Below are 20,985 nucleotides of genomic sequence, written 5' to 3'. Positions count from 1 at the left end.
TCGAGCGGATTATAAACAAGGGGGCCCAGCGCGGTCCTCACTGTCGAGGATGATGGGGATGCAGATCGATATCGTCATTCGCAACGGGACCGTCTTCGACGGAACGTCGACAGAGCCCAGGAATGTCGATGTCGCCATCAGCGGCGGCGTCATCGTGAAGGTCGGCGAGGTTCCGGAATCCGGCATCGTAGAGTTCGATGCAAAGGATAAGATCGTGACGCCGGGCTTCGTCGATCTTCACACGCATTACGATGGTCAGGCGATCTGGTCGGCGCGCCTGTCGCCTTCCTCGGCAAACGGCGTGACGACCGCTGTCATGGGAAGTTGTGGCGTCGGCTTTGCACCCTGCCGCCTTGAGGACAGGGACCTGCTCCTGGCGGTCACCGAAGGGGTTGAAGATATTCCCGATGCCGTGATGGCGGAGGGGCTGAGCTGGGATTGGGAGACCTATCCCCAATATCTGGATGCCCTGGAGCGGCGCGCCCATGACATCGATATCGCCTCCATGCTGCCGCACATGCCGCTGCGGGTATATGCCATGGGACAGCGCGGTGCAGATCGTGAGGCGGCGACGCAGGATGATCTGCGGCGGATGGCCGATCTGACCAGGGAAGCCATCCGGGCTGGGGCGATGGGTGTCAGCACCTCTCAGCTCTTCACGCATCGCACGCGAGATGGGGATCCGGTGCCGACATTCGGTGTCGCCGAGCAGGAACTGCATGTCATTGCCGAGGCGATGAAGGAGGCGGGCGGCGGCGTCTGGCAAGCATCCGCCATCGCCGATATGAACAGTGTCCACGCGAGCGACGATCTCGAGATGTTCCACCGTGTCGTGGCGAGCGGAGCGGCGAGCGGCTCGTTTTCGCTCGGCCAGTCGCAGTGGCGCGATATGCTGCAGCAGGTGGCGCGCATGAACGCCAGGGGCAGCGAGATCAGGGCGCAGGTCTACCCCCGTCGGTTCGGCCTTTACGTCAACTTCGATCTCACGATCCATCCATTCTGCCTGTGCCCCAGTTTCCGCGCCATCGCCCACCTGCCGATGACGGACAAACTGACCAGGCTTCGCGATCCTGGCTTCCGATCAAGACTGTTGTCGGAGGAGCCCATCGACATCGGCCTGCCGTTCCACACGATCGGTCGCAATTTTCATTTGATGTATCCCTGCGGTGAGACACCGGAGTACGAACCTCGTGCCGATCAAAGTGTGGCAGCCATGGCACGAGCTCGCGGGATCGACCCGCTAGCGCTTGCCTATGACTTGATGCTCGCTGACGACGGCAGGGCCATGTTCTTTCTGCAATACACCGATTACGCAGACAGAAGCCTCGACTTCATGCCGGAGCTGCTGCGAAACGCCGACACGGTTCTGGGCCTAGCCGATGCCGGCGCGCATTACGGAATGATCTGCGACGGTACCTACCCGACCTTTCTGCTGAGCTACTGGACGCGGGACCGGACGCGAGAGCGCCTCGGGGTTGGAGAAGTCGTCCGAATGCTGACTTCGCAACCGGCGGACGCCATGCGGCTTCGGGACCGTGGTCGGCTCGCACCAGGGTACAAGGCCGATCTCAACATCATCGACCATGACCGGTTGAGCATGGCCGTGCCTGAAGTCGTCTACGATCTGCCTGCTGGGGGCAAGCGTATCAACCAGCCTGTCCGGGGCTATGCGGCAACCTTCGTGAACGGGACGCTCATCCGACGCGATGACCAGCCGACCGATCAACTGCCGGGCCGGCTCGTCCGGGGCAGCCGGCCGATGCCCGTACAGTGAAACCCCGGCCGAACGGACGGGGCAGGGCTTCACGGCTTCACGGCATCACGACACCGCCATTGGGGCGAAGGACCTGGCCCGTCACGAAGCGGCTTGCATCCGACACGAGATAAAGGATCGCCAGAGCAATGTCTCGCGGCCGTCCGGTCGTGCCGAGCGGGGTGGCTGCGGCACGGTCTCGCAGGAAGGCCTCTCGTCGCTCGGGATCGATCCGTCCCTGCTCATCACAATAGGCACCGGCGACCAAGGCGGTTTCAACGAAGCCGGGTGCAATCGCGTTGACCCGGCAATTGAACGATCCGAACTCGACCGCCGCCGTGCGCGTCAACATGTTGATCGAAGCCTTGGTCATTGCGTAGCCGGACAGCGCGGCGACGGGATTGTCCGCGGCGGCCGACGAGATATTCACGATGGCGCCGCCACCACGGGGCTTCATCACGCGGCCTGCCGCAGCACAGCCCCAATAGGTGCCTTTCAGGTTGATGTTGAGCAAGCGGTCGAGCGTCGCTTCCTCTGCCTCTAGGATCGCGAACGGGTGAAGTATCCCGGCACCGTTGACCCAGGCATCGACCTTTCCGAGCGCCTGCACGGCGGCGTCGGCCAGGTCGTCCACCGCGCTGCGGTCTGCAATGTCGACCGGAAGTGGCGCCGCTGTTCGACCGCGCTCCCTCACAAGCCGAGCGGTTTCGGCAAGACCGTCGGCGTTGATGTCCGCGAGCACTAGATCGGCGCCCGCTTCGGCCAGAACGCAGGCAGCCTCCTGACCGATTCCGGAGCCAGCGCCGGTCACGACGGCGACGCGACCGTCCATGGCAAAGTCGCGAATGAGGGTCTCATGCATGCTGGGGACCCGCACTGACGAGGTCGCGGCGATCTGGCGGTCGGATCACGGTGCGGGCTTCGCCACCGCAGGATCCCAATAATCGCGCCAGCTTGTGATCTTGCCATCCGCATCAAGCTCGAAGGCCGCTGCGACCGGAATTGTGATCACTTGTCCGTCGACCCGCAAAATGTGTTCGACGCGCTCCATCAGAACCAGTCTGTCGGACGAAAGAATTGTCCGGACCTCGCACCTGTAGGATTGGAACAGGCTCATGTAACGCGCCCACAAAGTGCGGATTGCCTCGTAGCCGCGCACGGGCTCCGCACCAGGATCGGGAAGAAATATCGCGTCCCGCGCGATACCCAGCATCACCGACTCCAGATCGAGCCGATGCCAGGCCTCGAACAGGCCCAGCACGACAGCGGATGCCTCTTTCGGATCATTCATGGGTGCTTCTCCAGCCGGGGGACAGGCCAAGTCGTTCAGGGACGACCGCTGCCGGGCGTTTCGACCCGCACCGTGCCAATGGCGCCACGACGTTCGCGCCTGGTCGCGGACGGGTCATGATCCCGGGCGAGGCAGACAAAGAGATCGCGCCGATCCGCTCCGCCCAGCATGCAGGCGTAGGGCTTCAGCCGACCGGTCTCGATCCGTTCCAGCACATGACCTGACGGATGCACGCGGATCACGGCATGGGCGCGGGGCGAGGCGACCCAGATGCAACCCTCCGCATCGAGGCAAATGCCGTCAGGGACCTCATCGGGTCCGAGCTGCGCGAAAATGCGACGATCCGACAGAGCGCCGCCGGTGCCGATCTTGAACCGGATCAATCGCCGCTCACGCGATTCCGCGACAACGAGATAGCTGTGATCGTCGTCGATGACGGACCCGTTCGGGGTCATCATGTCCTCGGCCGCCACCGCGACCGCACCATCGGGCCGGATCAGCAGGACTGACGTGGACCGCGCTTCCTCGTCCGGGCGAAAGCCGACCTCGCCGACATAGGAATATCCGGCCTGATCGACGACCATATCGTTGGCATGATGGCGGAAGTGGCCCGACAGGTCGGCATGACGCACAAGCTGCCCGTCGACGCCCCTGCGATAGACGCACAACTCCGCCATCGACACGACAATCAGATCGCCATTCGGCAACCAGCCCATTCCGGCGGGGCCGCCTGGCACCTCGAACGCGCTGACGACATCACCGTCGGGGCTCATTTGAATGACCTTGCCGTCATGGCAATCTGCAAACCAGAGCGAGCCCCCGCGCCATCTCGGGCATTCAGGAAAGACCAGCCGGTCGAGCAGGATTTTGATCGTTGTCATTGTTCGCGCCCGGTCCGGTTTGGGGCGGCACCGACGATCCTGATGGTCATCGTTCCATGACCTCCAGCAGGTATCCGTCAATGTCGCGGTAGAAAGCGATCCGCAGAGAGTTGCCGCCGAATTCGAGAGCCTTGATCGGTGCGACAATCGTCCCGCCGGCTGCCACCAATCGATGCTCGAACGCGTCAAGATCAGCGGTATCGAAGGCGATGGTGACATCGCCGGCGGCCGAGGTCGTACCATCGAGATAAGCAAGGATGGCCAATTCCATGCCGCCCTCCGGTTTGCGGAAGATGACCTCGGCAATGGGGCGACCGGCGAGATCCGCCTCAACCCATTGACCCTCGCCATATTCGCACACCGTCCGGTAGAAGGCAGCGGACCTGTCGAGGTTGTTGACGATGAGCTTTGCGAAAGCAAACCTGGCGCCGGCGAAATCGTTTATCATGCTCCAAGCGTCCGGCACGAAGAGGTCGGGGCGGATACGCCCGCTCGTGGAGATCGACCCGTGTCGATCCGTCCTGCTGCTTGCTTGTCCATGCCATCCTCTTAGCGCGCCGCCGGTTCATCGTCAGCCTGTCCGCGGTCGGTTTATTGCTGCAAGAACGCAATGCACCATATGCGTTCTATCTTCGCAAGTCCGTGGGATGGCTTTACCGAGCGATCGTGTATCGTTACAGTGTGTAACAATTTAGGCTCGAAGCCAAACGGCGATGGGAGAGTTGCCATGAATTTTCGCTTGCTTATCAAAGGTGGAACCGTCGTCGATGGTTCGGGTGCGGCGGCCTATCCGTCGGATGTCCGAGTCAGTGGCGGTCGGATCACCGAAATCGGTCAGGCGCTTTCGAGCACGGTCGGCGAGCGCGTGATCGATGCGACCGGCTGCTACGTGACACCCGGATTCATCGAATCGCACAACCACTGGGATGGGGGTGTCTGGTGGGCACCGAACATGGAGCCTTTGCCGGCTTACGGGATCACGACCTCCATCAACGGCAATTGCGGATTCTCGATGGCGCCGGCGCCCAAGAACCCCGAAGATCGACAGAGCATCATCGAGATCTTCAATTTCTTCGAGGACATCCCCGAAGAACCGATGGAAAAGAATGTGCCATGGGACTGGGAAACCTGGAGCGAGTATAAGGCGTCGATGCTGCGCAATGTGACGGTTCCAGTGAACTTCGCCGCATTCTGCGGGCATATCCCCATGCGGCTCTATGTGATGGGGCAGGAGGCGTGGACTCGCGCGGCAACGTCTGACGAGATCCAGAAGATGTGCGCCTTGCTCGACGATGCGCTTGCCGCGGGTGCCCTGGGCCTGTCCTCCAACCAGCTTGACCATGACAAGTTTGAGCGACCGCTCCCCTCGCAACTGGCAGACGATGCCGAATATCGCGCCCTGCTGGAGGTGGTCGCGCGCTATGACGGCGCGACCTTCCAGGTTGTCGTCGATCATTTCTTCCACATGACCGGGCCCAAGCAGGTCGAGCGGCTGGGACGGATGGCGAAGGAAACCGGCGCGCGGATGCACTGGCTGGGTCTGCCGACCCTCAAATACGCCCTTGAGGGCGGAAAGCCGTCCGCCCTGCTGCACGAGCAGTTCAAGGCGGAAGGTGGCGCCGAGATCTGGACTGCCTATCATCATGTCTCGCCGACCTCCGTCATCAATTTTGGGCGGTCGCTGGTGTTTGCGCAGAACGGAAATCCGGTCTGGCAGGAGGTCGTCAACGCCAAGACGTGGGACGAGAAAAGTGCGCTCCTGACCGATCCCGACTGGCTGGCGCGGGCGCGCGTCGCCTGGGATCAGGATACCTACTCGCACTCCTACCTGCGCGACTCCACGAAGCTGACCTTCAAGGAGAGCGAGTCCGGGTGGGGGCCGGTCGGCATCACCCTTGCGGATTATATCGAGCAGTCGGGTATCGCCCATCCGTCGGATGCCTTGGCAGATTGGGTTTTCAAGAACGGAGCCGAGTCCGTCGTCCACAAGCAATCCCTGCCGAACGATGATGATGCGATGCTGGCGATGTTTCGCGACAGCCGCTCGGTCGGCAACGTTTCCGACGGCGGCGCGCACGGCAAGATGTTCTGCGGCAATGGTGACAACGTGCTGCTGCTGACCGAATATGTTCGCGATCGCGCCATTCTGTCGATCGAGGAGGCGGTGCACGTCATGACCGGGAAGCTCGCCTATTTCTTTGGTCTGAACGATCGCGGCTTGATCGAGCAGGGCAAGGTTGCCGACATCGCGGTCTTCAACCTCGCCGAGATCGAGCGGCGTCCGGAAGAGAAGATCTGGGATGTGCTGGATGGCAAGGGCGGGCGAACCTACCGCTACACGCGGGCCCCCGCGCCGATGCGGCTGACCCTCGTCAACGGTGTCCCGATCTTTGACAACGGTGCCTTTACGGGGCGCTTCCCGGGCGACTTCATCGGGCCCGAGCAGAGCATGGTTCTGGCGATGGCGGCCGAATGAGGGCGCCCGCCACGAGTTGGGACGCGCGCGAGGAGGCGGCGGAAACGCCGTTTCCTTCCAACCAGTCTGCTTGTGGCGCACCAGAGCCGCGTGGACGCAAGGGCTATCGCGAGAAAATCCTTGCCGCCTCGCTCGAGCTGTTTCGGGGAAAAGGATATTTCCCGGTTTCCATCGAAGAGATTGCGGCCGCTGCGGACACCAGTCGCATGACGGTCTACCGGCATTTCACGGGCAAGGCTGCCATTGCGGGCGAACTGTTCGTGCGCGCCGCGGCGTCGACGACCCCGGTCTATCTGCGGATCGCGGACGGCGACTTCCGCTCCTATTCGGCGGTCCGGGCATGGATTGTCGAGATTTTTGCGACCGACAGGGCGAACCGGCAATTGCTCCGGGTGTTCACGCAGGCCAATGCGGAGCATCAGGAATTCACCGGGCACGCGCAGACCTTCATCGCCGACATCGTGGCAGGGCTGGGCCGCTCAATCCCGGCATTTGCCATAGACCGCACCCGTGAGAGCCAAAAGCGGCGATGGCTCGAGGCGTGGCTGCTGATCTATGAACTGCTCGACCAGAGCAATCGTGCGGCATGGGATCGTCTCGACGCCAACGAGCCGTTGATGATCGACATTATCGCGACCCGCTTCGTGGAATTCGTGCGCCAGTCGACGGGTCGGTCGGCCACTGCAGGCACCGCCGAGGCGATATCCGCGCCGGTCGATTGTGGGGCGACGGGCATCCACGGTACGCGACAGCATTCTTAGAGACACGTGATGAGGTCATCGGAATGGATGATGCGGCATCGTTGCCAGAGCGCTGGATCAACCTGAGCGGAAAAGTGGCGCTGGTAACAGGCGCTGCTTCCGGAATCGGTCAGGCCGCGGCCCTGTCCTTGGCCGGTGCGGGAGCGATCGTGCTCGCGTTGGATCGCGATGCGGACGGCGCGCAGGATGTCGCGAAAGCGATCCGCCGGGAGGGAGGCCAGGCCGACGCGCGCGCCCTCGACGTGACGAGCCAGGCACAGTGGGACGAAACGACGCGCTGGGTCCGTGAGACGCGGGGCACCATCGACATCCTCGTCAACAGCGCCGGCGTGGCCCTGTCGGATCGTGCCGGCGACACGGAACTCGATGTCTACCAGCGAACCTTCGCGATCAACGTCGAAGGCTCGCTGCTCGGCATGGCCGCCGCGCTCGAGTTCATGCGGGCGGCGGGGAAGGGGGCCATCGTCAACCTGTCCTCGACCGCCTCGCTGCAGGGCAATCCGATCATGGCCTCCTATGGCGCGAGCAAGGCCGCAATCTCGCATTTCACGCGCAGTGCCGCCAAGGAGACGATGCGAGCAGGCCACGACATCCGCATCAATGCGGTGCTCCCGGGCCTCATCGAAACCGCGATGGCCGATGACTTCCATGCCATATTTGACAAGGTCGGCCCCCGCGACGCGTTCGTGAAAATGATCACGACAGGTCGTGCTGGAAGACCGGAGGAAGTTGCCGATCTTATCCTCTATCTTGTCTCCGATCATGCGAGCTTCATTTCCGGAGCCTGTATCGTCATCGATCGCGCGGCCAGCGCCTGAGGCGATCCGACGACTATCCTCAGCTTCGAACCATCACCATTTCAGGACCACGACATGACAGCCGACTTCTCCCGATTTGGATTTAACGCCCCAAGTCTTTCGATCACGCCTTCTGCGGAGAAGGAATGGGCCTACGCCCTCCCGTTCAAGGAAGTGGCCGATATCGTCGCTGCCGCGGATCGTCTCGGATACGACCATGTTTCCTGCGCCGAACATATCGGCGTGCCGAGCACGGAAGCGCAGCGTCGAGGCGTGCGATATTATGATCCGCTCGCCACGTTCGGCTATTTTGCAGCGATCACCACGAACATTCGTTTTACAACCGCCGTCCTGGTTCTTGGATATCACCATCCCCTGGAGATCGCGAAGCGCTACGGCACGCTCGACACGGTGAGTGGAGGACGCCTCGTCCTCGGCCTGGGCGTGGGAACACTCAAGGAGGAATTCGACCTTCTCGGCATCGGCGGGGCCGAGTTCACCGAACGCGGCGCGCGTGGTGATGATGCCCTTCGCGCGCTGCGCGCCTCGCTCGGCCAGCCCGAGCCCGAATATCACGGGCCCTATTACGACTTTGCTGGGCTTACGATCGATCCTTGCGCTGTGCAGAGCCACGTTCCTCTCTGGATCGGGGGGCGCACCAAGCTTTCCATCCAGCGCGCGGTCGAACTTGGCGACGGCTGGATGCCCTTCGGCCTCAGCACGGAAGAGATGAAGGTCATGATCGCAACGGCGAAGGCCAGTCCCGCCTACGAGGCCCGTGAGCGGCCGCTGGATTTCGTGCTGCCGCCGCAGGTGCGTGTCGATCCGGTCGGCGCGCCAGAAAAGGCGGCGGAGATCATTCGCGGCCTGTTCGATGCCGGCGCGACCAAGCTGACCCTGAGCTTCACCGCTGACTCGACCAGCCACTATCTCGAACAGCTGGAAGGCGTCGGCTCACTCGACGTGTGACGGAGCGCGCCTGCGAGCGCGCTACCAGACCGCCTCGAGAAACCGGCTGATTTCTCGATTGATCTCGTCTCCCTCCGGGGAACCGGGAAAACCGGTGTGCGCCCCGGCCTCGAGAAGGTGCAATTGCGCCGGGACGCCCGCTTTGCGCAGCGCCCGGTGCATGCGCACGGTGTTCGAGAGGTAGAGATCGCGTGTGCCGCTCGTGAGCAATGTCGGCGGGAAATCGGCGAGATCGCCGAACAGAGGCGACAGGTAGGGATGGCTGAGGTCATGCCCGCCGGCGTACAGAAGATTGACCGGCATGAGGCTGCGCAGCCCGGGATCGATGCCGAGGTTGGTGTGGAAGCTGTCTCCGGATTCGGTCAGATCAAGCTCCGGGGTGTTGAGGATGACGCCAGCGGGCAAAGGCAATCCCTCATCCCTCGCGCGCAGCATGACTGCGGCCGCCAAGTTCCCGCCGGCCGATCCCCCGCTCACGACGATCTCCTGCGGGGCGCGTTCCTGTAGAAGCGCCCGATAGACGGTGACACCATCATCGAGCGCGGCCGGATAGGGATGGTCCGGCGGCATGCGATAATCGACCGCCCACACGCGGCGGTTGAGGCGCGCCGCGAGGCCCGTCCCCATCAGCTCGCACAGCTCGCCGGCGCAGGTGATCAGGCCCCCGCCGTGAAACTCGAGGATCACGCCACGATCTTCGGCCGGCAGGTCTCGAGGCGTGATCAGGAACACGCCTGCTTCGCCGACGGCGCGCGTCTCGACCTCGGACGTGACCGCCGCCCGACCGTTGATGTGGCGCAGGAGCGGGAGGATCGCCTGCTCCGAGCTGTTTACATACGCGCGCCACGCGTCCAGGTCGTCAATGCCCGGATACGCCTGCAATTCCGGGAAGGGGCCAAGATAGGCGCGCGCCGCATCGCTCACATGGCTGGGAAGCGGAATGAAGCGGGCAGGAACCAGAAGCGCCTCCGCTCCGCGGACATCGTCAGCCATCGAGCATCCTAGCCTGTCATAGTTTTCCGGTGAGTTCGGGGACGATCTTGAACAGGTCCCCCACCAGGCCGATGTCGGCGACCTGGAAGATCGGGGCGTCCTCGTCCTTGTTGATCGCGATGATCGTCTTGCTGTCCTTCATGCCGGCCAGGTGCTGGATCGCGCCCGAAATGCCGACCGCAACATACACTTCCGGCGCCACGATCTTGCCCGTCTGCCCGACCTGATAGTCGTTCGGCGCATAGCCCGCATCCACCGCCGCCCGGCTCGCGCCCACGCCCGCGCCGAGCTTGTCGGCCAGCGGATCGACGATCTCGTGGAATTTTTCCGAAGAGCCCAAAGCGCGACCGCCCGAGACGATGATCTTGGCGGATGTCAGCTCAGGACGTTCGGACTTGGCGATTTCCGCACTCACGAAGCGCGACAGGCCGGAGTCGCTGCCCGAGGCCGCTTCGATGGAGGCGCTGCCGCCTTCGCGGCCCGCCTTTTCGAAAGCCGTGCCGCGGACCGTAATGACCTTCTTGGCGTCGCTCGACTGGACCGTCGCGACCGCGTTGCCGGCATAGATCGGACGCGTGAACGTGTCCGCAGCTTCCACCGACAGGATGTCGCTGATCTGCATCACGTCCAGCAGGGCCGCGACGCACGGGGCGATATTCTTGCCATTCGACGTGGCGGGCGCGACGAACGCGTCATAACCCGCCATCAGGCTCACGACGGCCGGTGCGACATTTTCGGGCAGCGCATGTTCGAATGCCGCATCGTCCAGCGTCACCACCTTGGCGACACCGTTGATCTTCGATGCCGCATCAGCCACGCCACCGATGCGGGCACCTGCGACGAGCGCATGGACGTCGCCCAGTTTGGCAGCGGCGGTGATCGCCGAGAGCGTCGCGTCCTTGACCGCGCCTGCCTCATGCTCGACCCAGACCAATACGCTCATGCCGCCACTCCCATCGCCTTCAGCTTGGCCACCAGTTCATCGACATCGGCGATCTTGACGCCCGCCGACCGCTTCGGCGGCTCGGCCACCTTCAGCGTCTTCAGGCGGGCTGCGATGTCCACGCCCAGATCGGCCGGGGCCTTCGTGGTCAGCGGCTTGGACTTGGCCTTCATGATGTTCGGCAGCGACGCATAGCGCGGCTCGTTCAGGCGCAGATCCGTCGTTACGATCGCAGGCAGCTTCAGGCTCACCGTCTCGAGGCCGCCGTCTACCTCACGCGTGACACTCACGCTCTCGCCCGACACCTCGACCTTGCTCGCGAACGTGCCCTGGCCCCAGCCCAGCAACGCCGCCAGCATCTGGCCGGTCTGGTTGCTGTCGTCGTCGATCGCCTGCTTGCCCAGGATCACGAGGCGCGGAGCCTCCTCGGCTGCGATCGCCTTCAGGATCTTGGCCACGCCCAAAGGCTCGACTTCGTCGTCTGTCTGCACGAGGATCGCGCGGTCCGCTCCCATAGCGAGTGCGGTCCGCAGCGTCTCCTGCGCCTTCTGCGGGCCGACCGACACGACCACCACCTCGGTGGCTGTGCCTTTCTCCTTCAGGCGGATCGCTTCCTCGACGGCAATCTCGTCGAACGGATTCATCGACATCTTCACGTTCGCCAGATCGACGCCCGACCCGTCCATCTTCACGCGCGGCTTCACGTTATAGTCGATCACCCGCTTCACGGGGACTAGTATCTTCATCGTCTACTCCCAATCAAAACGATGAACCATTTGGTCCGAATTGTGGAAAGAGACAGGCAGGCGCGACAGCAGTTGAGCGTCCGCTCATCTGACAACTATGCCGCCTGATCTGTCGGTTGCTTGAAACGGTAGCGGACCGGAAGCTCCTTCACCCCGCTCACGAAGGTCGCCTCGGTGAAACGAGGGGTCCCGACGAGTTCGATATGGTCGATGCGAGCCAGGAACTCGCGCAGGAAAGATCCAAGCTCCATTTTCGCCAGATGCTGGCCGAGACAGAGATGCGGTCCGGTCCCGAAAGCCAGATGGCGGTTGGGCTTGCGATCGATGCGAAAGGCGAATGGGTCCTCGAACACCGTCTCGTCGCGATTGGCGGAGGGGTAGGATAGGAGGAGCACGTCATCCTTTTTGATTGCCTTGCCAGCAATCTGGCAGTCCTCGACCGCGGTGCGGCAGAAATGACGAACCGGGGTCGACCAGCGGATGATTTCGTCGACGGCGCTCGGAATGAGCGCGGGATCGGCGCGCAATTTTTCCAGCTGATCGGGGTTCTGCAGCAGGGCAAGCATTCCGCCCGCCAGGCTGTAGCTCGTCGTATCGTGTCCTGCGGTTGCGAGGATCACGAAATAGCCGAAGACGTCGCGCTCTTCGAGATAGGCGTCGTCGATAGTCGCGGTGGCGATCACCGTCGCAATGTCGTCGCGCGGATTGATCCTGCGATCCGCGATGATCGGCTGAAAATAGTCGAACATCCGCTTCATGGCGGCCATGCCGGTCGTCGCGCCGGCATCATCCGCTGCACCGGCAAATTCCGGGTCCTGACTCGACAATTGCTGCTGGGTGAGCCGCAACATCAACGCTTCATCCTGTGGCGGCACGCCCAGGATCGTCATGATCACGCGCAGCGGGTACCACATTGCGATCTCGCCGGCGAAATCGCAGCTCCCGCCCTTGCCGGCCATGCGATCGACGAATTCGGCGGCGAGCCTCTCGATATCGAGACGGATCGTGTTGAGCGCTTTCGGCAGGAACCGGGACTGGCTGATCGCGCGGAACACGCGATGTTCGCTGCCGTCCATCGCCACAAGATTGCGCATGAAGGATTGATAACCCTGACCTTCACGGCGGGTATGAGCCTCGTAGGCGAGGGGAAGAACCGCCTGTCGCGGTGCGTTGATGAATCGCGATGCGTCGAGTTCGATCGCCGTCAGATCGGCGTGGCGTGTCACCAGCCAGAACGGGATCGTCGTCCCGGACTCCACGCGCGGAAGCGGGTCCGTGCGACGCAGCCGGGCCAGAAGGCCGTGCAACGCAGCGTCATCGGTGAAAGTGCGGGCGTCGGTGATGGCCTCGGCAGGGAGATCGTTCTCGATCATGGCAGCTTCTCCAATTCAGGCCGCAAGCCCGGACGGTCACACGGGGGCATGGGCGCTCAAGTCCCCTCTGAACGGCGTTTCCAAGACACCACGCTCGCCGGGATGAAGTGCGAAAACGCCGCCGTTTCTGTCGAAACCCGGCGCGTCCACATTGACCTTCATCTTGGTCGAGGTGACGTAGAGCGTCGCCAGATCGGGCCCACCGAACGCCGGCTTCGTCGGGTTCGAGAATGGAAGCGTGATGGTCCGGTCGAGCGTCCCGTCGGGAAGATAGCGGCGCAGTTCGGCCTGGCCGACGAGCGTCAGCCAATAGCCCCCATCTGCGTCCACGGTGGCGCCATCGATATGCCCGCGATCTTCCGCCGCCAGCGAGATGAATGTGCGCGCGCCGGAAAGCTCGCCCGTTTCCGGGTCGAGATCATAGGCTTGAACCGTGCGTCGCGGCGTGTTCGCGGCATACATGGTTCGTCCGTCCGGACTGAAGGCGAGGCCATTGCTGACGGTGATGTTGTCGATCACCCGGGTCAGGACGTCACCGTCGAGGCGAAAGTAGCAGCCGCCCGCGGCAGAGCGGTCGGCCGGGAAATGATGATCGAGGGTGCCGATCCAGAAGCGCCCCTGTCGATCGCAATGACATTCGTGCAGCTTCACATGCTCGGGAAGAGGCGATGCGACACGCAGGGACAGAGCATTCGTCGGCGGGTCGAAATCGTAAAGCCCATCAGCCAGTCCGACGAGAAGGGTGCCGTCTGCCTTATGTACGAAGCCGCCGACGCGGTTCGGCATCGGCCACACGTCGTGCGCCCCGGTAGCAGGTGTCCAGCGATGGATTTCGGGAGGCTGCTCGCAATTCACCCACCACAAGGCTTGCTCTGCCGGCGACCAGATCGGTGTTTCGCCGAGATATTGATCGACATCCAAGACCAGAGTCACGTCAGACATCGTTGCTCCATTTCCGCCATTTGGGGTGGACTTAAAGGCTCCGACCGGACGATCGGCTTGACGGCTCGTCCGTCAGCGCATGAGGAAACGGCTGTAGCAGAGCGGCGCGCAGGACAGGACCGACTGCTCGCAGATATCACTCCGGTGATGCCTTGATGTGTAGGCAGCCGCAGTGCGGGCTGTCGGCCGCCTCCCTCCGCCCGATCGGGCGCTCAGGCGGTCGTGAGGGCATGCTTTGCAGCGATATAGCCCCATACAAAGGATGGCCCGACGCTGGCACCCGCGCCGGGATAGGATCTGCCCATGACGGAGGCTGTGGAGACGCCGGTTGCGTAGAGCCCTGGGATCGGGCTGCCGTCCTCGCGCAAAACCCGTGCATTGGGATCGGTGACGACGCCGCCATAGGTGCCGACATCGCCCGGGACAACCGGCATCGCATAGAAAGGTCCCTTGGCGATCGCACCCAGCGACGCATTGGGCTTGTGGAAGCTGTCGCCCAGCCACTGGTCGTACGCGCGGTCACCTCGTTGGAAATCGTCGTCGTGATTCTTGGCAACGAAGCCGTTGAAACGGTCCACCGTCGTGCGAAGCCTGTCGGGCGGTATGTTGATCAGCGGCGCCAGCGCTTCCAGCGTGTCAGCCTTTTTCAGGAAACCTTCTTGAAACCAGCGATCAGGCTTTTTCGATCCGGGCATGGTTCCGGCCAGCATATATTTCGAGATGTAGTCGGCATCGAAGATTTCCCAGCTCGGGATCGCCGGTACCTCGCGGTTGCGCTCCAGCATATTCTTGCAGAATGCCATGTAGGAGCCCGCCTCGTTCATGTAGCGGACCCCAGACTGATCGACCACGATCGCATGCGGCGCCGCCATGCCCTGGACGACCGGCTTCACCGGATCCTTCTCCTGTCCGGGCGGGATCGACATCTGGTTGCCGACCATCTCTTCCATCTGCGCGATCGCCGCACCGTGGCGCATCATCTCGAGGATCATCTCGCCGGTGTCGCCCTCGGCGGTGTTGGTCCACTGCGCCGAGGTGCCGGGCTGATACTGGTCCCGCATGGCCTGATTGTGCGCGAAGCCGCCGGCGTTGACGAGGACGCCCAGGCGCGCGCCGATCCGCACCGTCTTGCCGTCCATCTCGCTGACGACGCCCGTGATCGCGCCATCCTGCTCGATCAATTCTCGAACCGGCGCGTCGGTCCGGAACTCCACCCCGGCTTTCACAGCCGCCTGGAGCATCCGACCCTGGAGCGCGCCGCCGGCGGTCACATAATGTTTGCCGCGCACCTTGGCGAAGATCGTCCGCAGGCCGACCTTGAGCATGATCTTCTTGCTCGCCCACGACCGCTTGAAGTCCGGCAGCTGTAATGCCTCCTCGAGAGTCGCGAACAGCGTGAGGAAATTGGGCCGCAGCCGCGCCTTCCAAGGACCGAGTTCATTGACGTCGAACAGTTCCGCAACGACGGTACGACCCGGCTCCGAACTTCCGGGTCGCTCGTCATTATAGTCGGGCCAGTAGGAAACGCGGGTGAATTTTAGACCCTGGCCGAGCAGGAACTCGATCATCTTCGGTCCTTCGATCAGGTAGGCCTGCCGGCGTGCCCGCGTCGCGCCCGGTGTGTCATTATGGTCGCCCACGACGCTGTCGAGATAGGCGGTCGCTTTCTCGAGGCTGTCCTCAACGCCATCGCGCTTCATGAACGGATTGTTGGGTATCCACATCACGCCGCCGGACCGCGCGGTCGTTCCGCCGATCAGGTTGGTTTTCTCGATGATCAGTACGCTCTTCCCGGCAGCGCGCATGGCGAGGGCCGAGCACATCGATCCGCCGCCGCTACCGACGACAACGAAATCATATGTCTCGTCGAAACCGCTCATCCGTCCATTCTCCCTGGCGCAATCTCGCCGGCATCTGACCTGTTCAAGTCTCGGCCGACGCTGCGCTCTCGATCGCCTGCTTCGAAGTCTTGACATGGGTCCGCTTCAGCTCGCGCTTTACGAACAGCCAGGCGCCGTCCCGTCTTTCGTAATCTTCATGATAGAATCCAAAGCCCTGCATCCAACAGTTGGCGCCATCTTCTTCCCAGAAGATATTGTCTTCCATCGCCCAGATCCCCGTTGCCTTGTCAGGCGCGGTGAAGGTGATTTCCGGCGTGTGGGAATGGTGGACGGAGACGACCTGGGGACCAAGCCTCTCGCGCACGTTCCGCATCATCTCGTCAGCACCGATCCAGGGCTCCAGACCTTCATGATGGGATTCATGGTCGGGCGCGTGCAGCGAACGATAGAGGTCCCAATCCTTCGTATCGACGGCACGATCCCGACGCGCCTTGAGAAGCTTGATGTCCTCAAGCGCGAGCAGCGTGTCGAGAGAAGACGTTGCGTTCACCCCGACCTTATCCTCGAACTGGGTCTTGCGATGAAGCCTGCCGCCCAATTCGCCGTCCCGGCGATATCGGGATTGAGCAGGCTCGCCCCTTCACTGTGATCCATCCGGTGCACTTGCCGTCCTAGAAGGCGAATTCCGCCCGGACACCGTAGGTGCGCGGATCGCCGTAGGAGCCGCCAAGCACGAACTGGCTCTCCAATACGCTCGATAGATAGTTCCGGTTGGTCAGGTTCTTGCCCCACGCCACGAGGCGCAGCCCCTTGATCGCACTCGGCGAAAAAGAGAGCTCGGCGTCGAGGAGCGCATAGCGCCCCTGCCGCACGGTGTTGGCGGCGTCGTAGCTGATCCCGGAATTGTAATTGCCGCCGACATAGGCGCCGAACTGTCCGATTTCCGTACTTTTCTGGAAGCGAACCGATGCGTTGCCCGACAGCTTCGGCGCGCGCGGCAGTCTATTGCCGCTGGCGTCGATCGCCGTGACGTCGAACCCGAAGCCCCCAGCGTTGGGCAGATACGCCACCGCGTTGAGGAACTTGGTGTAATGAGCGTCGAGATAGGCTGCGCCGACGGTGAATGTGAGACCCTGGACAGCTTCCCAGGTGAGATCACCATCAATGCCCTTGATACGAGCGGACGCGGCGTTGCGATAGAATTCGACCGGCGGGGAATAAGTGTAGACCTGCAGATCTTTGTAATCGTAGTAAAATGCCGCGATGTTCAGGTTAAGTCCGGTCGCCAGTCGTCCTTTGTAGCCGACCTCGTAGGCATAGACCTTCTCGGGCTGAACCGGCTTCACATAGGGTGGGAAAGGGGCATCGCCCGAATTGACGTAACCGCTTTTGAAGCCTTGGGAATAGCTTGCGTAGACATTGCTCGACGGGTTCAGCGCATAGCGGAGTGTCGCACGCGGCGTGAACCGTTTGAAGGCGATCTTGCCGCGCGGATCCGGCAGCAATACGTTGCCCACGTCCGGGCCGAAGAGGACAGAGTGGTTGTCGGCGGTCTTTTGCGTCTCATAGCTGTACCGGCCGCCGACCGTCAAGCTTAGGCTGTCCGTGATATCGTATCCGACCTCGGCATAAGCGGCATAGCTGCGCTTACGATTTCGCGAAAATTGGTGGATGTAGAGGGTCGGCGTGCCGAAGTTCGGATACACGAAGAGGGGGCCGCCTGCGAAATATCCGGTGAAGTCGCCGGGGACGCCCCGTTCGGTCAGGGCCAGATAAAAAAGTCCCGCTGACACCGTCATTCGGCCCAGCTTGCGCGATGTGAAATTGAGTTCCTGAATGAAATTTCGGTTCTTCAGGGTCAGGTCGTTGACGATGCCGAGGTTGGCCGCGGTGTAGTCGACATCGGCAACATCGTGAACGTGGACACGGCTGAGCGCGGTCGTCGAGTTGATCGTACCCAGGTCGAGCTCGAGCTTGCCGATCAGATTGACCCCGCTTGTCTTGATCTCGGTGATCGGCAGCACGTTGAGGGCGAACTGATGCGGCCTCATCGTTAGCGCGATGGGGATGCCATAGGCGTCGGCCAGGGCGTAGCCGAGCGCGGTGCCGGGACCGACCGGCTGGCCCGCATAAATGCCGCCATCCGAGCGCTTGCTGGAATAGGCGCCGACGATCAGCGAAAGGGTCTCGGTCGGCTTGAACAGAATGCGTCCACGAATGAGATGCGAGGTCAGCCCCCGGTCCCTGCCGCCGCGCAGAATATCGTGATTGTAGCCGTCCCGATTCTCGTAGGCACCGGCGATCGACACCGCGATCTTCTCGTCGACGATCGGCCCGGTGATATAGCCCCTCAAGGCAATGTCGTCGTAATTTCCGTAGCTTGCGCTCATTCGTCCCGCGAGGTCGAAGCGCGGCGTCACTGTGTTGATGGTGATGGCGCCGCCGGCCGCATTCTGACCGTACAGCGTTCCTTGCGGTCCCTTGAGAATCTCGACCGACTGAACGTCGGGCAGATCCAGCAACTGTCCCGACTGCGACGGCTGGTAGATGCCGTCCACGTAAACCGCGACATTGCTGCTGTCGCCAAGGCCCGCACCGGCCGATGAAATGCCGCGGATGGCAGGCTGAAGGAAGCCGCCGTAGAAGGGCAGCTGGACGCCAGGTGTCACGCGCTGGATGTCGACCATATTGTTTATGCCCGATTGGATCAGCCGGTCCTGGGTCAGGGCCGTGATCGAGATGGGCACGTCACGCAGCCGCTCAGAACGGCGCTGCGCGGTGACCACAATGTCTCCGATGTCCTGTGCCGAGGTCGGGCTCGGGGCGGCGGCGGGGGACGGGCTGCTGGATGGGGGCGTTTGCGCGGTTGCCGCTACGGCGCCGCTCGACAGCAGCACGAACAACATCGATCGAGCGGATGCTCTGGACATGCGATCTCTCCCCTAAGTCGAACTCTTGCGGCTCTCCCGGGCATCTAGGCATCGTCGCTGCGATAATGCAATAGGGCATGTGCGTTCCTATCGGCGGGCGGACGCGTGGCTGCGTGCTGCGGTCCAGCGCGCGCAGGCAGCTGGCCGCCCTGGATAAGTCGGCGGATTTTCAGCTTTCTAGCGTCATGATGCGTAGGGTGGAACGCCCCTGGATGGCCTCCCGTCGATCGGTCGGGCGCGCTCGATCCGGACGGCAGGCGGAAGCCGTCTCCGACAGAAAATGCTTGATCTCAGGAGCATTATTCCGCCACTGGCTGGGCAGGCCGAGCCCTGCGTGGAGAGGCGTTGAGGGGCAGTGTGTCGATCGATGCGATGCCCGAAACCGGTGAATGAAGCGAGGTTTCCCGCATGAATCCGATCAGGAAGGCGTTGCAGGGAGAAGCGGCGACGCTTGGAAGCTGGTATGGCATCCGATGCAACCTGATAGCGGAACGGTTCGGCGCCATCGGGTTCGACTGGGTCATCGTCGATCTGCAACACGGCACGGCGAGCTGGGACGGACTGCTTTCCCTGCTCCAATCCCTGCAGCTCGGAGGCACTTATTCCCTCGTCAGAGTCGGCGGCCATGATCCCGCCGAAATCGGGCGCGCGCTCGATATCGGCGCGGTGGGCGTCGTCGTTCCTATGGTCTCGACGCCCGAGCAGGCCAAGCTGGTGGCCGACGCCACGCGCTACCCGCCGCATGGTACTCGATCGATCGGAGCCGCTCGCAATACGCTGGGCGGCGATCCGCTTAGCCAGGACCCATTCTGTGTCGTCATGATCGAAACCGAGGAGGGCATGCGCAACCTGGATGCGATTGTCGCCACGCCGGGGGTTGACTGCGTGCTGCTGGGCGGCGCCGATCTGGCGGTCAGCATGGGGCTACCGCCGGAACAGATCTATGCGACGACACCGCCGCCGGCCGTTCTCGAGGCCATGACAAAGCTGGCCGACGCCTGTCAGCGGCATGGCAAGATCGCGGGAAATGCCGCCATGGACGCCAGCGAGATCGAAGCGCTTCTCGCGCGCGGGATCCGCTTCATTCCCGTCGGCGCCGCCACCTTGTTCCTGACGAGCGCTGCGAAGCGCGCCCTTCAGGACTGCCGCTCCGCGGTTGGGGAATTCGCGGAAACGCCAGTCCCAGCGGCCATCGCGGTCTGAGCGGAGGGTGCTGGAGACTTCGTCCGACGCCGGCGACACTGCTAGCGGGCACCTCCTCGATCGACATCGCTTTTCGATAGGAATGACATGACCCATCAGGCAAACGATCTCAGTCTCGAGAAATATCGTCGGATGCTTCGGATCCGTGAGTTCGAAGCGGTCGCCGAGGCAATCCATGCGGGCGGCGAGGTCCCGGGGTCGCTTCATACCTACACCGGACAGGAGGCAACGGGCGTCGGCGCCTGCATCGCGCTGCGCCAGGATGATTACATGGTCGGCAATCACCGCAGCCATGGTCATCCGATCGCGAAAGGCGCGGCGCTTGGTCCCCTCATGGCGGAGCTGCTCGGCAAGGTGACCGGCGTCTGCAAGGGCAAGGGCGGCTCGATGCACCTGTCCGATTTCTCCGTCGGCAGCCTTGGTGAAACCAGCATCGTCGGATCGGGCATTCCGGTCGCGGCCGGAGCCGCACTGGGCGCCAAGCTGCAGGGGACAGATCGGGTTTCCCTATGCTTCTTCGGTGACGGCGCCAGCAATGAAGGCGCATTTCACGAGGGCCTGAACCTCGCATCGGTCTGGAAGCTGCCCGCGATCTTCCTATGCGAGAATAACGGCTACGCTGTGTCAACGCCGGTTTCGCAGGCGGTGGCGGTCGCCGATATCGCTGATCGCGCCGCAGCCTATGGCATGCCGTCGGCGGTCGTCGATGGGCAGGACATCGACGCCGTCGAGGCGGTGGTGACCGAGGCCGTCGAGCGCGCGCGCACCGGCGGTGGTCCGACGCTGATCGAGGCCAAAACCTATCGCTACGCCGAGCATGCGGTGAATATGGGGCGCGTGCTGCGCGATCGCGGCGCCGAGGTCGACACCTGGCGTGCGCGCGATCCCATCGAGCTCTACCGCGCCAAGCTGATCGCGCAGGGCGTCGAGAGCGAAGCGCTCGACGCCATCGCGCGCGACGCAAAGGAAGCGGTGCAGGAGGCCCTGCGGTTCGCGCGCGAGAGTGCCTATCCCGATCAGCTCGACGCTTTCGACGACGTGTTCGTCGAGCGCCTGCCGATCCCCGCTTATCTGACGAACTGAGAG

General features: G+C 62.9%; 19 protein-coding genes. 7 read left to right on the top strand and 12 right to left on the bottom strand.

Annotation, left to right across the window (positions count from 1 at the left end; all coding sequences use genetic code 11):
- The first annotated feature begins 58 nt into the window (after positions 1-58).
- Positions 59-1,774: an N-acyl-D-amino-acid deacylase family protein gene (locus Q4F19_RS09290; RefSeq protein ID WP_303541821.1), complete on the top strand. Its 1,716-nt coding sequence runs from the start codon at positions 59-61 to the stop codon at positions 1,772-1,774.
- A gap of 37 nt (positions 1,775-1,811) precedes the next feature.
- Here Q4F19_RS09290 and Q4F19_RS09285 read toward each other — a convergent pair whose 3' ends face one another.
- The 4 genes from Q4F19_RS09285 to Q4F19_RS09270 all read right to left on the bottom strand — a co-directional run bounded on the left by Q4F19_RS09285 (position 1,812) and on the right by Q4F19_RS09270 (position 4,373).
- The gene (locus tag Q4F19_RS09285; protein ID WP_303541820.1) at positions 1,812-2,615 is read right to left on the bottom strand and encodes an SDR family NAD(P)-dependent oxidoreductase; all 804 of its coding nucleotides are present in this window, start codon (positions 2,613-2,615) and stop codon (positions 1,812-1,814) included.
- 45 nt (positions 2,616-2,660) lie between these two features.
- A complete protein-coding gene (locus Q4F19_RS09280; protein WP_303541819.1) occupies positions 2,661-3,014 on the bottom strand; it encodes a nuclear transport factor 2 family protein in 354 nt (117 codons plus the stop codon).
- Between the two features lie 65 nt (positions 3,015-3,079).
- Positions 3,080-3,925: an SMP-30/gluconolactonase/LRE family protein gene (locus Q4F19_RS09275; RefSeq protein ID WP_303541971.1), complete on the bottom strand. Its 846-nt coding sequence runs from the start codon at positions 3,923-3,925 to the stop codon at positions 3,080-3,082.
- A 46-nt stretch (positions 3,926-3,971) separates the two neighbouring features.
- Positions 3,972-4,373, bottom strand: coding sequence for a VOC family protein (locus Q4F19_RS09270; protein WP_303541818.1), 402 nt, complete (start codon positions 4,371-4,373; stop codon positions 3,972-3,974).
- A gap of 162 nt (positions 4,374-4,535) precedes the next feature.
- On the opposite strand from Q4F19_RS09270, the gene Q4F19_RS09265 reads away from it, so the two are divergent.
- From Q4F19_RS09265 to Q4F19_RS09250, 4 genes are read left to right on the top strand one after another with little or no spacing between them, the layout of a single operon-like run.
- Entirely contained in the window at positions 4,536-6,401 is a 1,866-nt protein-coding gene (locus tag Q4F19_RS09265) for an N-acyl-D-amino-acid deacylase family protein (protein ID WP_303541817.1), read from the top strand.
- On the top strand, positions 6,398-7,162 hold the full coding sequence (locus Q4F19_RS09260) for a TetR/AcrR family transcriptional regulator (protein ID WP_303541816.1): 765 nt from the start codon (positions 6,398-6,400) through the stop codon (positions 7,160-7,162). The genes Q4F19_RS09265 and Q4F19_RS09260 overlap by 4 nt, the downstream gene beginning before the upstream one ends.
- 23 nt (positions 7,163-7,185) lie before the next feature.
- The gene (locus tag Q4F19_RS09255) at positions 7,186-7,980 is read left to right on the top strand and encodes an SDR family NAD(P)-dependent oxidoreductase (protein ID WP_303541815.1); all 795 of its coding nucleotides are present in this window, start codon (positions 7,186-7,188) and stop codon (positions 7,978-7,980) included.
- 54 nt (positions 7,981-8,034) lie between these two features.
- Positions 8,035-8,928, top strand: coding sequence for an LLM class F420-dependent oxidoreductase (locus Q4F19_RS09250; protein WP_303541814.1), 894 nt, complete (start codon positions 8,035-8,037; stop codon positions 8,926-8,928).
- A 21-nt stretch (positions 8,929-8,949) separates the two neighbouring features.
- Here Q4F19_RS09250 and Q4F19_RS09245 read toward each other — a convergent pair whose 3' ends face one another.
- The 8 genes from Q4F19_RS09245 to Q4F19_RS09210 all read right to left on the bottom strand — a co-directional run bounded on the left by Q4F19_RS09245 (position 8,950) and on the right by Q4F19_RS09210 (position 18,672).
- Positions 8,950-9,921 carry an alpha/beta hydrolase gene (locus tag Q4F19_RS09245; RefSeq protein ID WP_303541813.1) on the bottom strand — a complete coding sequence of 324 codons (972 nt, stop codon included), beginning with the start codon at positions 9,919-9,921 and terminating at the stop codon, positions 8,950-8,952.
- A gap of 16 nt (positions 9,922-9,937) precedes the next feature.
- Positions 9,938-10,864 carry an electron transfer flavoprotein subunit alpha/FixB family protein gene (locus Q4F19_RS09240; RefSeq protein WP_303541812.1) on the bottom strand — a complete coding sequence of 309 codons (927 nt, stop codon included), beginning with the start codon at positions 10,862-10,864 and terminating at the stop codon, positions 9,938-9,940.
- Positions 10,861-11,610 (bottom strand): electron transfer flavoprotein subunit beta/FixA family protein, encoded by a 750-nt coding sequence (locus Q4F19_RS09235; protein WP_303541811.1) that lies wholly within the window; start codon positions 11,608-11,610, stop codon positions 10,861-10,863. Before Q4F19_RS09235 ends, Q4F19_RS09240 begins: the two co-directional genes overlap by 4 nt.
- 95 nt (positions 11,611-11,705) lie before the next feature.
- Positions 11,706-12,983: a cytochrome P450 gene (locus Q4F19_RS09230; protein WP_303541809.1), complete on the bottom strand. Its 1,278-nt coding sequence runs from the start codon at positions 12,981-12,983 to the stop codon at positions 11,706-11,708.
- 36 nt (positions 12,984-13,019) lie between these two features.
- Positions 13,020-13,904, bottom strand: a complete 885-nt coding sequence (locus tag Q4F19_RS09225; protein ID WP_303541807.1) for an SMP-30/gluconolactonase/LRE family protein — start codon at positions 13,902-13,904, stop codon at positions 13,020-13,022.
- Between the two features lie 233 nt (positions 13,905-14,137).
- Positions 14,138-15,805, bottom strand: a complete 1,668-nt coding sequence (locus Q4F19_RS09220; protein ID WP_303541806.1) for an FAD-dependent oxidoreductase — start codon at positions 15,803-15,805, stop codon at positions 14,138-14,140.
- A gap of 43 nt (positions 15,806-15,848) precedes the next feature.
- Positions 15,849-16,364 (bottom strand): nuclear transport factor 2 family protein, encoded by a 516-nt coding sequence (locus tag Q4F19_RS09215; protein ID WP_303541805.1) that lies wholly within the window; start codon positions 16,362-16,364, stop codon positions 15,849-15,851.
- Between the two features lie 73 nt (positions 16,365-16,437).
- The gene (locus Q4F19_RS09210; RefSeq protein ID WP_303541803.1) at positions 16,438-18,672 is read right to left on the bottom strand and encodes a TonB-dependent receptor; all 2,235 of its coding nucleotides are present in this window, start codon (positions 18,670-18,672) and stop codon (positions 16,438-16,440) included.
- A gap of 432 nt (positions 18,673-19,104) precedes the next feature.
- On the opposite strand from Q4F19_RS09210, the gene Q4F19_RS09205 reads away from it, so the two are divergent.
- Both Q4F19_RS09205 and Q4F19_RS09200 read left to right on the top strand, forming a co-directional pair.
- On the top strand, positions 19,105-19,899 hold the full coding sequence (locus Q4F19_RS09205; protein ID WP_303541801.1) for an HpcH/HpaI aldolase family protein: 795 nt from the start codon (positions 19,105-19,107) through the stop codon (positions 19,897-19,899).
- An 87-nt stretch (positions 19,900-19,986) separates the two neighbouring features.
- Positions 19,987-20,982, top strand: a complete 996-nt coding sequence (locus tag Q4F19_RS09200; RefSeq protein WP_303541799.1) for a thiamine pyrophosphate-dependent dehydrogenase E1 component subunit alpha — start codon at positions 19,987-19,989, stop codon at positions 20,980-20,982.
- Positions 20,983-20,985: the final 3 nt, after the last annotated feature.

It is taken from the genome of Sphingomonas natans, from assembly GCF_030546695.1.
In the GTDB taxonomy this organism is placed as follows: domain Bacteria; phylum Pseudomonadota; class Alphaproteobacteria; order Sphingomonadales; family Sphingomonadaceae; genus Sphingomonas_I; species Sphingomonas_I natans.
This window is presented reverse-complemented; position numbering and strand designations above follow the sequence as displayed.